The 14709-nt window shown below is 61.9% G+C and carries 15 protein-coding genes; 10 read left to right on the top strand and 5 right to left on the bottom strand.

Features of this window, described 5'->3' with window-relative positions; all coding sequences use genetic code 11:
- Nucleotides 1–17 precede the first annotated feature (17 nt).
- From G5134_RS10640 to G5134_RS10630, 3 genes are all read right to left on the bottom strand, one after another.
- Complete coding sequence (locus G5134_RS10640; protein WP_024942265.1) at nt 18–518, bottom strand: YfbU family protein; 501 nt, start codon at nt 516–518, stop codon at nt 18–20.
- A 406-nt stretch (nt 519–924) separates the two neighbouring features.
- Nucleotides 925–1389, bottom strand: a complete 465-nt coding sequence (gene bcp / locus G5134_RS10635) for a thioredoxin-dependent thiol peroxidase (protein WP_017782128.1) — start codon at nt 1387–1389, stop codon at nt 925–927.
- 21 nt (nt 1390–1410) lie between these two features.
- Nucleotides 1411–1944, bottom strand: a complete 534-nt coding sequence (locus G5134_RS10630) for a glycine cleavage system protein R (RefSeq protein WP_016349586.1) — start codon at nt 1942–1944, stop codon at nt 1411–1413.
- 272 nt (nt 1945–2216) lie between these two features.
- Here G5134_RS10630 and dapA point away from each other — a divergent pair, with 272 nt between their 5' ends.
- The 3 genes from dapA to G5134_RS10615 all read left to right on the top strand — a co-directional run bounded on the left by dapA (nt 2217) and on the right by G5134_RS10615 (nt 5390).
- Nucleotides 2217–3104 carry a 4-hydroxy-tetrahydrodipicolinate synthase gene (dapA, locus tag G5134_RS10625; protein ID WP_005304320.1) on the top strand — a complete coding sequence of 296 codons (888 nt, stop codon included), beginning with the start codon at nt 2217–2219 and terminating at the stop codon, nt 3102–3104.
- On the top strand, nt 3097–4221 hold the full coding sequence (bamC, locus tag G5134_RS10620; protein ID WP_017779109.1) for an outer membrane protein assembly factor BamC: 1125 nt from the start codon (nt 3097–3099) through the stop codon (nt 4219–4221). The genes dapA and bamC overlap by 8 nt, the downstream gene beginning before the upstream one ends.
- 65 nt (nt 4222–4286) lie before the next feature.
- On the top strand, nt 4287–5390 hold the full coding sequence (locus G5134_RS10615; protein ID WP_010634965.1) for a phosphoribosylaminoimidazolesuccinocarboxamide synthase: 1104 nt from the start codon (nt 4287–4289) through the stop codon (nt 5388–5390).
- Nucleotides 5391–5521: 131 nt separating this feature from the next.
- Here the strand turns inward: G5134_RS10615 and G5134_RS10610 are convergent, their stop codons facing one another.
- The gene (locus G5134_RS10610) at nt 5522–6124 is read right to left on the bottom strand and encodes a short chain dehydrogenase (protein ID WP_043171983.1); all 603 of its coding nucleotides are present in this window, start codon (nt 6122–6124) and stop codon (nt 5522–5524) included.
- A 97-nt stretch (nt 6125–6221) separates the two neighbouring features.
- Here G5134_RS10610 and G5134_RS10605 point away from each other — a divergent pair, with 97 nt between their 5' ends.
- The 4 genes from G5134_RS10605 to G5134_RS10590 all read left to right on the top strand — a co-directional run bounded on the left by G5134_RS10605 (nt 6222) and on the right by G5134_RS10590 (nt 9157).
- On the top strand, nt 6222–7121 hold the full coding sequence (locus G5134_RS10605) for a LysR family transcriptional regulator (protein ID WP_043171984.1): 900 nt from the start codon (nt 6222–6224) through the stop codon (nt 7119–7121).
- A gap of 72 nt (nt 7122–7193) precedes the next feature.
- Nucleotides 7194–7850 carry a DUF2057 domain-containing protein gene (locus G5134_RS10600; RefSeq protein WP_043171985.1) on the top strand — a complete coding sequence of 219 codons (657 nt, stop codon included), beginning with the start codon at nt 7194–7196 and terminating at the stop codon, nt 7848–7850.
- 72 nt (nt 7851–7922) lie between these two features.
- Nucleotides 7923–8360 carry an HIT domain-containing protein gene (locus G5134_RS10595; protein WP_043171986.1) on the top strand — a complete coding sequence of 146 codons (438 nt, stop codon included), beginning with the start codon at nt 7923–7925 and terminating at the stop codon, nt 8358–8360.
- Between the two features lie 98 nt (nt 8361–8458).
- Nucleotides 8459–9157 carry a DUF3334 family protein gene (locus G5134_RS10590; RefSeq protein ID WP_065018648.1) on the top strand — a complete coding sequence of 233 codons (699 nt, stop codon included), beginning with the start codon at nt 8459–8461 and terminating at the stop codon, nt 9155–9157.
- Nucleotides 9158–9225: 68 nt separating this feature from the next.
- On the opposite strand, the gene G5134_RS10585 is transcribed toward G5134_RS10590, so the two are convergent.
- On the bottom strand, nt 9226–10224 hold the full coding sequence (locus G5134_RS10585; protein WP_010634959.1) for a DUF2860 family protein: 999 nt from the start codon (nt 10222–10224) through the stop codon (nt 9226–9228).
- A 207-nt stretch (nt 10225–10431) separates the two neighbouring features.
- Between G5134_RS10585 and arcB the strand changes: the two genes are divergently transcribed.
- The 3 genes from arcB to G5134_RS10570 all read left to right on the top strand — a co-directional run bounded on the left by arcB (nt 10432) and on the right by G5134_RS10570 (nt 14674).
- Nucleotides 10432–12744, top strand: coding sequence for an aerobic respiration two-component sensor histidine kinase ArcB (gene arcB / locus G5134_RS10580; RefSeq protein WP_065018649.1), 2313 nt, complete (start codon nt 10432–10434; stop codon nt 12742–12744).
- Between the two features lie 28 nt (nt 12745–12772).
- Entirely contained in the window at nt 12773–14149 is a 1377-nt protein-coding gene (gene dgt, locus G5134_RS10575; protein WP_065018650.1) for a dGTPase, read from the top strand.
- 321 nt (nt 14150–14470) lie between these two features.
- The gene (locus tag G5134_RS10570) at nt 14471–14674 is read left to right on the top strand and encodes a hypothetical protein (protein ID WP_005304283.1); all 204 of its coding nucleotides are present in this window, start codon (nt 14471–14473) and stop codon (nt 14672–14674) included.
- Nucleotides 14675–14709: the final 35 nt, after the last annotated feature.

Below are 14709 nucleotides of genomic sequence, written 5' to 3'. Positions count from 1 at the left end.
TTTTCATGGCTGCCGGATCAGGCCGCCAATACCTTGCGGATCTCCTGGATGGAGAGCTTGTACTGGCGCGGGCACTGGCGCCAGACCGCCAGCATGCGCTGGTACTTGTCACGCATGGCGATGTCGCTGGAGAGCTCGTCGCAGGGGCATTTGAGTTCGGGGAAGCGCTTGTCCACCTCCAGCAGGAAGCAGACGTAATCGGCCAGCTCTCGCTCCTGGCTGCGGCTGTAGCCGTTGAACTCCAGCCGGCTGGCATTGATCTCGCCCTGATCGGCTGCGTCCAGGTTGCCCCAGGAGATGGCCAGCGCATGGTGCAACTCCAGGGTGTCGATCACCTCCTGGCAGGTGGCCAGTTCCAGATGACCGAAGCTCTTCTCCAGTTCGAGGATCTGCAGGCAGTAGCCGCGCTCGATGATGGTGCTGGCCCGTTGGTAAAACGCCGCCTTCTCCGGATTGAGTTTGGCCAGGATCTCGTACTGGTTGCTCAGGATCAGACGTTCGGTGTGGCTCATGTTCATGGGCTTTTCTCACTGGAAAATGAAACTGGGGTCACGTTAACCCATATATAGGATGAATTTTTTGATCTGGCAGGGGAGGTTGGCGAGATTGCGGGGCGCTAAATCAACGCAGACGCGGGTTGGTTAATTAAATGTAACGGCCGGCACCTTGCTTTCTGGCCCGTTGGCGCAACAATAAGGGCGTCATTTGGCTTGTGCCGAAAGACCCGTCACCAAGGCATCCCGTTATGGATGCACACAGCCCCGCCATGGAAAACAACAAGGCTGCCGCCCCTCATCCGGGCAGGTGACCGAATGGGGGAGATCGCGTGCCCCCCCGTCTGCAATGCGGAAGGGCTGCGAGATGCGAATAAAAAAGGGCCTGCGCTTGCAGGCCCTTTTTCATATCGACACTCCCGCCTGGGGTTCAGCCCTTGAGCAGGTCGAGCACCACCTGATGGTGATCGCTGGTCTTGAACTTGTCGAAACGATGGCTGATCTTGCCCTCTTCGTCGATGAGGAAGCTGAGCCGATGGATACCGTCATACTCCTTGCCCATGAACTTCTTCGGGCCCCAGACGCCAAACGCATCGGCCACCGCATGATCTTCATCGGCCAGCAGGCGGAAGTTCAGGCTGTCGCGCTCCTCAAATTTTTTCAGCCGCTTGGCGCTATCCGGGCTGATGCCGAGTACCACCACATTGAGGGCGGCCAGCTCGGCGTTGACGTCGCGCAGGCCGCAGGCCTGGGTGGTGCAGCCCGGGGTCATCGCCTTGGGGTAGAAATAGACGAGCACTTTCTTGCCGCGCAGGTCGGCCAGGCGTACCTGGTTGCCGTCCTGATCGGACAGGGAAAAATCGGGGGCCAGGCTGCCAGCGGATAAAGGTTGCATGGGATCTCCTTGGATGAGCCGTCAGGCGTGTTTGTGATTGACGATGAATTCGAACGATTCTGCGCCCAGTTCACGACAGAATCCGGCGAAGGCCGTCTGCGAGCCAGCCGCTTCTCCCTGCTTGGCCAGATTGAGCTGAAAGCTGGCCTTGAGCAGGTTGAACGGCTGTTGCTCCAGGGTGATGGTCTGCATGGCCTGGATGTCCCAGCCGTGATCGCTGAAGAACTGGGTGCACTGGCTTACGATGCCCGGCTGGTCCCGGATCAGGATCTCGGCGTTGGCGCTGATGTCGTATTGCAGCGACTGGTGGCGCTCGGTGCGTTTCATCATGGTGATGAGGTCCCACTCCTGACTGCGCAGGGGCAGGCTTATCTCGAGCTGCATCAGGCTGTTCCAGTCACCGGACAGCAGCATGATGAAGGTGAATTCATTGCCGAAGATGCCAAGACGGCTGTCGACAATGTTGCAGCCACAACCACTGACGTGGCGGGTGACCTCATTGACGATGCCAGGCCTGTCCGTGCCGATGGCCGTTACGACCAGGTAATGAGTCATAAATCTTCTCTCGTCCATTAGCGGGTGGCGAATGCGGGCGGCGGGCACGTCGACCGAAGGGATCTGGCCCGCGCGGCCGCGTGGCGACCCTGCTGAGAATCTCGTTGTGGCAAGCGTCCTGCCGGGTGGTGGCGGCCCGGTTCCGGCGCCAGTTTCCGGCGCTTGCGCACGGCTGTTTGTGCCGGATGGTAACACGGCTTGGCCGTGGCCTCCCTTGTTTTTCCAAGGGGGCAGCTTTACCATAACGCCCCTGAAAATCGGGAGAAATATCCATGTTGCGCGGTAGTATTGTTGCCCTCGTTACCCCCATGCTGGCTTCAGGTGAAGTCGATTGGGCCAGTCTTGCCAATCTGGTCGAGTATCATGTCAGCGCCGGAACCAGCGCCATCGTCGCGGTGGGGACCACGGGGGAGTCGGTGACCCTGAGCGAGCAGGAGCACATTGCCGTCGTGGAGAAAACCGTGGCACTGGCCGCCGGACGCATCCCGGTCATCGCCGGCTGCGGCTCCAACAATACCGCCCATGCCGTCGCCCTGGCCAAGCGCTTCGCCGAAACCGGCGTGGTGGCGGGTCTCTCGGTCACACCTTATTACAACAAACCCACCCAGGAAGGTCTCTATCGTCACTATTGTGCGATCGCCGAGGCTAGTGGTCTGCCCCAAATTCTTTATAATGTGCCCGGTCGTACCGGTTGCGATCTCAAACCGGAAACGGTAGCCAGACTGGCCAGGGTGCCCGGCATCATAGGCCTGAAAGAGGCCACCGGGGATCTGAGCCGTACACCGCTGCTGCGTGAGCTGTGTGGTGCGCAATTCGCACTTTATAGTGGCGATGATGCCAGTGGATGTGATTTTATGCTGCAAGGCGGTGACGGTGTCATTTCGGTCACCACCAATATTGCAGCGGCCCAGATGGCCGACATGTGTCGTGCTGCGCTGGCCGGCGATGCCGGGCGGGCGCATGACATCAACAATCGATTGATGCCGTTGCATCAGACTCTGTTCTGCGAACCGAGCCCCATCCCGGTGAAATGGGCCTGCGCCCAGCTGGGATTGATTGCGACGGCCACCTTGCGTCTGCCGCTCACCGACCTCACTGCCGAGGGCGAACGGGCGATGGCGCGAGCACTGACGACTGCGGAGTTGATGGCGAGTGTTTAAAGCAAATGGAAAGGGAAATGCAGTGCGCCTGGTGCTGAGCGTGGCGACCGTTGCCGTGCTGGCAGCCTGTAGCTCACCCCAGGAACGCAAGATGGCCAACCGTGGTTTCGAGTACGAGGATGCCCGCCTTGAAGGCCGTGCTTTCCTGGTGCCGGCCGGGTTGAGTACCCCCGCCTTTAACAGCAGTTTCGACATTCCGCCCCTGCCAGAGAGCAGCCGTGACGGCGCTCTGGGGGCCAAGGTGGATGTGCGTCCGCCCGCCCAGCTGCTGACCGTGGTACCGGGCAGCCAGGTGGTAACCAATGCCGGTGAACCTACCATGGCCTTCTACGCTCTCAGCACCTCCCAGAGCGTGGAGCGCGATACCTGGGCCTTCCTGATGAACTTCCTCGCCCAGTACAAGGTCACCACCGAGAAGCTGGACCAGCAGGCCGGCGTGTTGCAGACCGGCTGGTTTGACAATACCAAGGCGCTCGACGGCTGGAGCGAAGAGGACGACGACTTCGTCATTCGCCAGCGCTACCAGTTCACCCTGCGCAACGATCCCCAGCGCCACGCCGTCAACATGTCGGTCCGGGTGCTGGATCACGAGGAGACCATCGATGGCGAGACCAGCAAGGAGCTGACCCCGGCGGATGCCCAGCGCTACGCGACCCGGGCCCTCAACCAGTTCTCGCTCTACTACGACAAGCAGCTCAAGTCCCGCGAGCAGCACAAGGCCAACGATGGCATGGGGCTAGAGCTGGGTCTGGACAACAACGAGCTGAGCGCCTGGATCGTCGATGGCTCGTTTGACCAGGTGTGGCGTCGTCTCAATCAGGTGCTGCCGGCCTACGGCTTCACCATCAAGGATACCCAGCAGTCGCTGGGCTGGATCGACGTGGAGTACGACGAGCCGGGCAGCGAGTTCTGGAAGGCCAAGGGCAGCGAGCCGTTCAAGCTGGACGAAGACAAGTATCGCTTCCAGCTTGGCGAGATGGCGGGGGGCAAGACCTCCATCACCCTGTTCGACAAGGACAAGAAGCCCGTGTCGTCCGGTGTCATCTCCCAGATGTACATCAGCCTGTCCGAGGCGTTCGCCAAGGGCCTGGCTGACCAAGCTGCAAAAACAGAATAGAAACAGGGGCCTTGTGCCCCTGTTTTGTTATGTTAACCCCCCACAAACAGGAAGTGTTATTAGCCATGAGTCTTGCAGACCAAGTATTGGCGGTGAACGATGATTTGCCGATCCGTACCGATAAACCCGTCCATTCCGGTAAAGTGCGCAGCGTCTACTGGCTGACCGCCGCAGACAGTGCCCGCCTCATCCGCGAGAAGGGTTACGACGTGCCGGCGGATGCGCCGCTCGCCATCATGGTGATCAGCGACCGGATCTCGGCCTTCGACTGCATCTGGCAGGGTGTGGACGGGCTCAACGGTGTGCCGGGCAAAGGGGCTGCGCTCAACGCCATCTCCAGCCACTGGTTCAAGCTGTTCAAGGAGAAGGGGCTGGCCGACAGCCATATCCTGGACATCCCCCATCCCTTCGTCTGGATCGTGCAAAAAGCCCGTCCCGTGATGATCGAGGCGATCGCCCGCCAGTACATCACCGGCTCCATGTGGCGTGCCTACAAGGATGGCGAGCGCGAGTTCTGCGGCATCACCCTGCCGGAAGGACTGAAAAAGGATCAGAAGCTGCCGGAGATCCTCATCACCCCCTCCACCAAGGGCGTGCTGAAAGGGCTGGACGGCGTGCCGGAAGCCGATGACGTCAACGTCTCCCGTGCCGACATCGAGCGCCATTACCAGGGCTTCAACTTCAGCAAGCCGGCTGACATCGATCGCTACGAAGTGCTGCTCAAAGAGGGCTTCAACGTCATCAGTGACGCGCTGGCCGAGCTGGATCAGGTCTTCGTCGACACCAAGTTCGAGTTTGGCTACGTCCAGGATGCCGCCGGCAACGAAAAGCTGATCTACATGGATGAAGTGGGCACCCCGGACAGCTCCCGCATCTGGGACGGCGCCGCCCTGCGCGACGGCCAGATCGTCGAGAAGTCCAAAGAGGGCTTCCGCCAGTGGCTGCTCAATCACTTCCCGGATCCGGACATCCTGCTGAACAAGCACCGCATGCCCGAGCGCTTCGCCCTGGCCCGCGACAACAAGTTGCCGACCGAGGTGATGATGGACATCTCCAACACCTACGTGGGGATCGCAGAGAAGATCATCGGTCAGCCGCTGGTTCGCAGCGCCAATCCGAAGCAGGAGATCATCGAGGTGCTGCGCGAGCAGTACGGGCTGATCGACTGAGGCGTACCGCCTTTTTTACTGTCGTAAAAACAAACGTTTGCCACCTGCCGGTACGGCAGCGGTCACGGAACGGGCCCCATCAAGGGGCCCGTTTTTGTTGCCGTGCCGACTGGGCGGCAGAAGGGCGGTGATCAGCCGTTGACCCTGAACACCTGGCCGGTCTGTACGCCCAGTACCGATTTCTGGTAGGCCTGCGCCACCCTGGCGGCGGGCACGGGGACGAAGCCCGGGAAGAAGCTGGCGTATTTATCCATCGACTCCTCCAGCACGGTCGGGCTCACCACGTTGATGCGCAGGCCCCGCGGCAGTTCGCAGGCGGCCGCCTTGACGAAGTGCTCGACGGCGCCGTTGATGGTGGTGACGCTGGCGCCCCAGTTGATGGGCTCCTCGCTCAGGATACCGCTGATCAGGGTGATGGAGCCCTTGTCGTTGAGGTGGGGGATGGCGGCGCGGGTCAGGTTGATCTGGCCCATCAGCTTGCTCTGGATACCCAGCTGCCACTCTTCATCGGTCATCTCGGTCAGGGCGTTGAACGCGGCGCTGCCGCTGGCCACTACCAGCGCATCGAACTGCCCCAGCTTGGCAAACAGCCCCTTGATGGAGGCGGGATCGCGCATGTCGACCCTGGCATCCCCCTGGCTGTGGCCGACCCGGATCACCTGGTGATCCTTGGCAAGCAAGTCGCTGACGGCGGAGCCGACGGTGCCGGAGGCACCCACAATCACAATCTTCATCTGTTTCACTCCTGGTTGGGATGTGTTGATTCTAGCGCGATGAAAAGGGAGAAAAAGCGCGTAAAATAAACCCATTGTTTCCAAATTGGAGCTAATGATGGATATCGCCCATCTGGCCAGTTTCTACGAAGTGGTACAAAGGGGCAGTTTCTCCGCCGCCGCCGATGCGCTGGGGGTGAGCAAGGGGATGCTGAGCCGTCATGTCAGTGCGCTGGAGTCCTCTCTCAATGCCCAGTTGCTGCAACGCACCACCCGCCGGCTCAGCCTGACCGAGGCGGGCTCGACCCTCTACCAGCAGGCGGGGGAGATCTTCGCGCTGGCCCGTCAGGCGGAGCAGGATATCCAGGCCCTGACCGAAGAGGATGGCGGCCGGCTGCGCTTCACCTGCCCGATCAGCGCCGGCGATCGCATGGTGAGTGAGCTGCTGGCTCGCTTCGCCGAGCTTTGCCCCGGGGTTGCGGTCGAGCTCAACTTCACCAATCAGATGGTCGACATGAGTCAGGGTGAGCATGATATCGCCTTGCGCGCCATGAGCGAGGTGCCCGACAACCTGGTGGCCATGCCGCTGGGCCGGCTCAGGGATGTGGTGGTGGCGAGCCCTACACTGGTGGCACGGGAGGGCAAGCCGGCCACCCCTTATGAGCTCAGCGGGCGTGCCTGCCTGCTCATGGGGAGCAACCCGGCCTGGGAGCAGTGGCACTTCAGCCGGGAGGGGGAGGAGGCGCATATCCTGGTGCAAGGCAAGGTGCGGGCCAATCACTACAGCACGGCGCTGCAGCTGGCCCGGGCGGGGTTGGGCTATGCCAAGTGTCCGCTGGTTGCGGTGGATGCCCTACTGGCGGCGGGGGAGCTGGTGACCGTGCTCGATGGGTGGCACAGCGGCCTGCACCCGCTTCATATCCTGCATGCCCAGCAGCGGCGAGTGCCGCGCAAGATCCGGCTGTTCAAACAGGTGCTGGCCCAGTGGTTTGCCGAGCGGCCCCACTACCTGCTCTGAACTGCCGTTATTTTTCTGTCATCTTCGGCTGCTAGCCTGCGCCCATCAACGCGATCAGGAAGATGAACGAAGATGAAGGGTTGTCGATATCGAAATGGTGTGTCGCTGCTGTGCGCCGCACTGGGCATGAACATGATGCTGGGCACAGGCTCGGCGCATGCTGCGGTTGAGGTGACGGTGCCGGCGGATTTCCAGATCCTGGCGGTGAGCGCTGGCACCCTGCACGACGAGCAGCACGCCACCCTGCCGGATGGCGAGCAGCAGCTGCTGGTGCGTTATGAAGGGGTGATCCCGAGTCGCAGCAGCAGCGAGAATGACCGCCAGCTGCGCTCCGCGCCTCAGGTGCTGCGCTATCAGGCCAGCCAGCAACAATTACAGCTGGTCGCCAACTTGCCGAGTGATGAGCGGGGCATGGCGCAGTATGCCAAGTCTCCCGTCATGGGGCTGCAGGCCGACGGCAAGGTGATGGCGAGCGAGCAGGATGCGCTGGTGACCAGCGGCATGCTGATCGGCATGGACTGGCGCGCCAAGCTGGCCGAATACAACCAGCGCGGTGGCAAGGCGGCGCTGACGGCGGCTTCTGTTTCTGCACTTCCTGCGGCCGTGGTCGCCAGCGAGATTGCGCCGGTAGCGGCCAGCGAGCTGGAGGGGCAGTTGCAGCAACTCTTCCTCAAGGCGGATCCGGCCCTGCGCAAGCGCTTTGTCAGCTGGGCCGTGCCGCGGCTTTAAGTTTGCCGTCCGTTGCAGTAACGTGGGGGCTCTCATCGTGTCTAGCGCCCATCTTATTGCAACGAGGTCTTCATGTTTGAATTGCACAGTCGCCTGCAGGCGGATACCCGCCTGCTCGGCGATCTGCCTCTCTGCCGCGTCCTGCTGGCCAAGGACAGCCAGTATCCCTGGCTCATCTTGGTGCCGAGAGTGGCCAATCTACGGGAAATCCACCACCTGGCGCCGGCCCAGCAACAGCAGCTGATGCAGGAGTCCTGCGCGGTGGCGAACCTGATGGAGCAGGCGCTGCGCCCGGACAAGATCAACGTGGCGGCGCTCGGCAACCTGGTGCCCCAGCTGCATCTGCACCACGTGGCCCGTTTCAGTACCGACAAGGCCTGGCCTGGCCCCATCTGGGGGGCTCATCCCTCCTTGCCCTATGATGAATCGACCCTGCAGCGGGAAGCCGCCGGCTGGCGACTCAAGCTGGCCAATCTGGCCGGATTCACTCCCCTTGAAACTGACAGTTGAATCAAGTGAGAGGCGGCTCGCTATTTCGACGCCCGGGCCGCGCTATCTGTTAGAGTTATGGTATAGATAAGCCCATTTTCGATGTTCAGGAAGGTCCCATGATAGTGACAAGAGCCGACGATGATACCGTATTGACCACAGAGGACGTGCTGTTGAGCCTGTGCCATTCGGTGACGGATGTATTGAGTGCGGCAACCCAGAGTCAGGTGCGTTTCTCCGGCATGGTGCAGCGGATCAGCAAGACCTGCCTCAAGCCGGATATCGGCTGCTTCGTGCTGTTTGACGGCGGCTTCTCCGGCCTGGTGGTGATCAACTTCTCCGCCTCCGCCGCCATGGAGCTGTACGAGAGCTACATGCTCAGCATGGGGCTCTCCAAGGAAGATCTCGCCATCTCCCACACCTCGGACGAGGTGAGCAACGTCATGGGCGAGCTGATGAACCAGATCGTCGGCAGCTTCACCGTCAAGGTGGGCCGGGATCTGCAGACCCACATCACCCAGAACCAGCCCAAGATGCTGGCCCTCAACAAGCAGGTGATGCTGAGCGTCGATACCAACCTCGACAGCCCGGAGTCGCGCCGGGTCACTTTCTTCACCGCCCGCAACAACATCTTCTATCTGGAGCTGGCGATGGACAAAACCGAGTTCATCCGCATCCACAACGATGGCATGGATCAGGAGGAGCTGGATCCGGATGCCCTGATCGCCCAGACCAAGCGCGAGGCTGCCCAGCCGGCACTGGCCGCCGCCCCGGTGGCCAACGACCACGACGATCTGCTGGACTCCCTCGGGATCTGATTTTCCCGCTCTCTGCCAATGCACGAGGCCACCCATGGGGTGGCCTCGTTTGTTGGTGCTGCTCGCCGTTAGAAGTTGTAAAGAAGACCCGTGCTGAAACGGGTGGACTGGCTGTCGTAGAAGTCGATGTCCGAGTCGGCATTGGAGTAGGCCGCGGTGAAGGTGGCGGCCAGGGCCTTGACGCCGAACAGGTTGTGCCAGAAGAAGGTACCGTTGACGGCGAATTCGTCCGCGTCGGCATGTTGGCCGAAGATGGGGTTCGCCTCGTCGTACTTGCGCTTGCCGGTGTAGAGGTTGCTGACGAAGGACCACTGGGGGCCGCGCTTGGCGTAGGTCAGCTTCAGGCCGGTGTTCTTGAAGCTCTCGGCGCTGCCGTCCAGGCGAGCCTCCTTGTAGAGGATGGCCGGCTCCAGCAGCTGGTTGCCGCCGAAATGGAACTGGTAGGAGAGCTCCATGTCGTGCACCTTGCCGTTGCGATCCAGCATGCCGGCGTAGTGGGTGCCGTGGCTCTGATCATACTGCTGGCCACTGCGCTCCTCGTCCATGTCCACCTCCCGGGTGGTCAGGTTGCCGTAGAAGTTGCTGCCCCAGATCTTGTCCCAGGCGAAGCGAGCCCCCTTGGACTTCAGGTCGGTCGAGCTTCGGTCCACGCCGGTGGCGAAGGGATCGCTCCACAGCTCCACCGGCATGACGTTGAACACCAGCGAGGTGGCGACGATACCCTTGTCGCCCATCTCCTGGCGCAGGCCGAGCTGCTGGGTGAAGTCGAAACGCACCGCATCCTGGATCAGGTTGCCGAGGAAGATCTGGGTGCGGGTATCGGCGAAGGTATAGCGGATGTCGGCGTTGAGCAGCGGCGTCAGGCCGCTCTCGCTGTCGGGCGAGCCGAGATCATTGATACGGCTGTGGTTGTCATCGCCCGCGTAGAAGTTGGACTGGTAGCTGACGGCGTTGACCCCGCCCAGCAGAAAGCCGGACCAGCCTGACTGCTTGGGGATCTCGCCCAGGTCGGCGTGGGCGGCATTGGCTGCCAGCAGGCCAAGACTCAGCAGGGTGAGATTGCGCATCGATGAGACTCCTGAATTATCAGTTGGTTGAATTGAACGGCCTGGCATTATAGCCAGCCAGGCTTAATCCGGGCTGACCGAATTGACTCCGGCATGCTACCCCAGCGGGCGGAGGAGGTTAATCGATAATTTATCGTGCGACGGCAGAAGAGTTCGGCGCGTCGTGCTGGTATTCTGTTCGGCGAATATCGGGGAGAAAACAATAAGATGAAACAAATAAAATCCTGGGCGCAATATTACGTCGACCTGATGACCAAGCTGGGGCTGGTGCGATTCAGCATGTTCCTGGCCACCGGCATCATAGTGCTGGCCGTCTCCATCCAGATGGGGGTCACCCTGTTTCTGCGCGGCACCGTGGATATCGTCGACCTGGTGCGCTCGGTCTTCTTCGGCCTGCTGGTCACCCCCTGGGCCGTCTATTTTCTCTCCATCGTGGTGGATCAGCTGGAGGATTCCCGCCAGCGGCTGACCCGCATGGTGCGCAAGCTGCAGGACATGCGCGAGCGGGATCTCGAGCTCAATAGCCAGCTGCAGGAGAACATCAGCCGCCTCAACGCCCAGATCGCCGAGACCAACCGGGCCGAGACCCTGCGTCAGCAGGCCATCGAGGATCTGGAGAACGAGGTATTCCAGCGCGAGAAGGCCCAGCTGCACCTGGGCGAGCGCACCGCCCTGCTGCGCTCCTTCATCGACTGCTCCCCCGATCTGGTCTACTACCGCAACGAAGACGAGCAGTTCTCCGGCTGCAACCGCGCCATGGAGGAGCTGACCGGCAAGGTAGAGGCGGAGCTCATCGGGCTGACTCCGTTCGACGTCTACAAGCACGACATTGCCAGCAAGGTGGTGGAGACCGACAAGCAGGTCTTCGCCAGCAATGAGCCGCTCACCTATGAGCAGTGGCTGGAGTACCCAGATGGCCGCAAGGCCTACTTCGAGCTGCGCAAGGTGCCCTTCTTCGACCGCTTCGGCAAGCGGCTCGGCCTGCTTGGCTTTGGCCGCGACATCACCGAGCGCAAGCAGTACCAGGACAAGCTGGAGAAGGCGAGCCGCGACAAGACCACCTTCATCTCCACCATCAGCCACGAGTTGCGCACTCCGCTCAACGGCATCGTCGGCCTGAGCCGGATGCTGATGGATACGCCGCTCGATCCCAAACGGCATCAGCAGCTCAAGACCATTCACCTGAGCGCGGTGACGCTTGGCAACATCTTCAACGACATCATCGATCTGGACAAACTGGATCGGCGTCGGTTGGAGATTGCGCCGACCCGCATCGATCTGCCCGCCTTCCTCGACGAGCTGGAGACGCTGTCGCGCATCCAGGCGGAGCAGAAGGGGCTCTATCTGCACTTCGATCGGGATGGCGAGGTGCCGCAGTTCGTGATGGCGGACGGCACCCGGCTGCGCCAGGTGCTGTGGAACCTGGTGGGCAATGCGGTGAAGTTCACCGACGAAGGCGGGGTGACGGTTCGCTGCCTCGCCCATGCCGCCGACGCGCCGGGCAAGCTGGCGCTGCACTTCGAGGTGGAGGATACCGGCATCGGTATTCCGCGAGCCCAGCAGGAGAAGATCTTCGCCATGTACTATCAGGTACAGGGCAAGAAGCACGCCACCGGTACCGGCATCGGCCTCGCGGTTTCCCGCCAGCTGGTGCAGGCGATGGGTGGCCAGCTCTACGTGGACAGCGATCCGGGCGAGGGGTCCTGCTTCACCGCCGAGCTGGAGGTGGAGTGTATCGAAGGAGAGGTTGCCGCCCCTGAGCCCGAGATGCCGTCCCTCGACATCCTGCTGGTGGAGGACGTCGAGCTCAACGTGACCGTGGCCTGCGCCCTGCTGAGCAAGCTTGGCCACCAGGTCAAGGTAGCGCGCGATGGCGCCCAGGCGCTGGCCATGGCCAACCCGGATGATTTTGACTTGATCCTGCTCGACATCCAGCTGCCGGACATGACGGGGTTTGATGTGGCGGAACAGCTGCTCGCCCGCTACGGCGAAAGTTTGCCGCCCATGGTGGCACTCACCGCCAACGCCACCGGCGATCGCCAGTACTACCGGGATCATGGCATGCAGGATGTGATCAACAAGCCGCTCGGCTCGAAGGCGGTGCGGGAGGTGATTGGTCACCTGTTTGCCGATCTGGCCGGGGACGAGGCGGATGAGCAGGCCGACACCGTTAGCCAGGATGCGCTGCTGGACCTGCCCTTCCTCACCGATTATGCCGATACCGTGGGCAAGCCGGTGCTGCTCTCCAGCGTCGATCTGTTCGAGAAGATGATGCCCGACTACATGGCGGTGCTCGACTCCAACATGATTGCCCGGGATCAGGCCGGTGTGGTGGAGGAGGCGCACAAGATCAAGGGGGCGGCGGGCTCCATCGGCCTGCGCCGGCTGCAGCAGACGGCCCAGCTGATCCAGAGCCCGGATCATCCGGCCTGGTGGGAGAACGTGGAAGACTGGATTGAGACGCTGCGCCGGGAGTACCCGGGCGATATCGCCCGCCTGCGGCGCTGGTTGCTCTCATAAACGCGCTGCGCTGGCAAGGAGCTGGAACATGTATAGCCGTTTGATTACCCCCGAGCGGATCCACCCCTGGGGTGACGAAGAATTGCTGGAGGCGACCGAGCAGGATCGCGCCCGTATCGTGCAGGCGGCGCCGGTGCGCCGGCTGCAGCAGAAGACCCAGGTCTTCCCGCTCGACGTGAAGGCCTCGGTGCGCAGCCGACTGACCCACTCCCTGGAAGTACAGGAGACCGGTCGCCAGATCAGCCGCCGCGTTCTGGCGGCCCTGCCGGCAGGCGCTGTGTGTGAGGGGGCCTTCGTCAATCTGGTGGAGATGTCCTGCCTGCTGCACGACGTGGGCAACCCGCCGTTCGGCCACTTTGGCGAGCAGGTGATGAGCCAGTGGCTGGCGCAGGAGCTGGACGGCCTGTTTGCCGCTGCGCTGGGCAAGGCGCCCAGCCCGCAGTGGGCCGAGCTTCGCCAGGATCTGCTGGTGTTTGACGGCAATGCCCAGAGCCTGCGGTTGGTACACAGCCTGCACGAGTTGAATCTGACCCTGGGGCAGCTGGCGGCACTGTGCAAATATCCGCAGCAACCGCCGGCGGGCCGGCAGGCAACCCCCTACTATGGCCAGCATCATGGCTGGAGCAGCAAGCGCGGCATCTTCTTCAGCGAACAACCCCTCTACAGCGCCCTCGGCCAGAGCCTGGGGCTGGCCGCCGGCTGTCGTCACCCGCTGGTCTACATCATGGAGGCGGCGGACGACATCTCTTACTGCATCGCGGATCTGGAAGATGCGGTGGATCGGCGCATCCTCGGCCTCGGCGAGCTGCTGCAGGCACTGCGGGAGGCGGATGGCGGTGACTACATGGCGGCGTTGCTGAGTGCGGCCGTCGACTCGGATCGCGGCTTCTTTCCCCATTTCCGCCAACAGCTGACCCGGGATCTGGTGGCGCTGGCCGCCAGCACCTATGTGAGCGAGCATGCCCAGATCCTGAGCGGCGCCTATCCTCAGGCCCTGCTGCACGGCCAGGCGCCAGCGGCGCGGGTGCTCGATATCCTCAAGCGGGTAGCGCGCGAGCTGGTGTTCATGCGCCCCGAGGTGGAGGCGCTGGAGCTGGAGGGTTATGCCGCCTTGCGCGGCGTGCTCTCCACCTACGCCTGCCTGCTGGCCCTGCCGGTCGCCCAGTTCGAACGCCTGCTGGCGGGGCTGGGGGGCAGCGAGCTGTTCTTTGCCCGCCGGCTTTACCATCGCCTGTCGGCCCGCCATCTCAAGGCCTATCGACTGGCGGTGGCCAGCCGGGATCCCCGTTTTGCCGAAGAGGCGGAGCAGGAGTGGTATTACCGGGTGCGGCTGCTGCTGGACTACGTGAGCGGCATGACGGACACCTATGCGTTGGAGGAGTTCCGGCTGCTGTCCGGGATCTGAGCGGGACGGCGTCAGGCTCTCTGTTCCGGATGAGTATTGATAGATGACTCACCTCCCCATATGGGGGGTGAGGTTCTTGTATAAAATTCGGTCTTTTTTTAGACTGTGGCAACTTGTTCAACTTTCACACGGTAAGGAGACGGATATGCAACATTCAATGCTAAACGTTGCGTTCGATCGCTGCATCAGCAGCGCGAAGACTCGTGCTCTTTTTCTGCCGCGTGGAGGAAACAGGTAACACCTGCTTTTTTATCACCCGCGGTTGTCCCGCAGGGTGATCTCTTCTCTCCGGGGGAACCGCACGTTCAACTGGAGAATATTATGTCTATCGAACTGACCCTGCTGCGCACCGTCGAAACCCTGGTCCAGAAACGGATCACCCGGCTGGAACGCCGCACCCGTTATCTGCACCTGTCGCCCGCCCTGCTCAAAGACATAGGTCTGGAAGGGCAAAATGTGCAGATCGCCCACATCCGTGAGCAGGAGTATCAAACCGGCTTCCGGCTTGGGAACCGAATAACCTGATAAGGTGGGGCCTGGCCCCCTTCTTGCATAAAAAT

The sequence above is a fragment of the Aeromonas sp. 600276 genome, from assembly GCF_049175815.1.
Classification (GTDB): Bacteria; Pseudomonadota; Gammaproteobacteria; order Enterobacterales; family Aeromonadaceae; genus Aeromonas; species Aeromonas dhakensis.
This window is presented reverse-complemented; position numbering and strand designations above follow the sequence as displayed.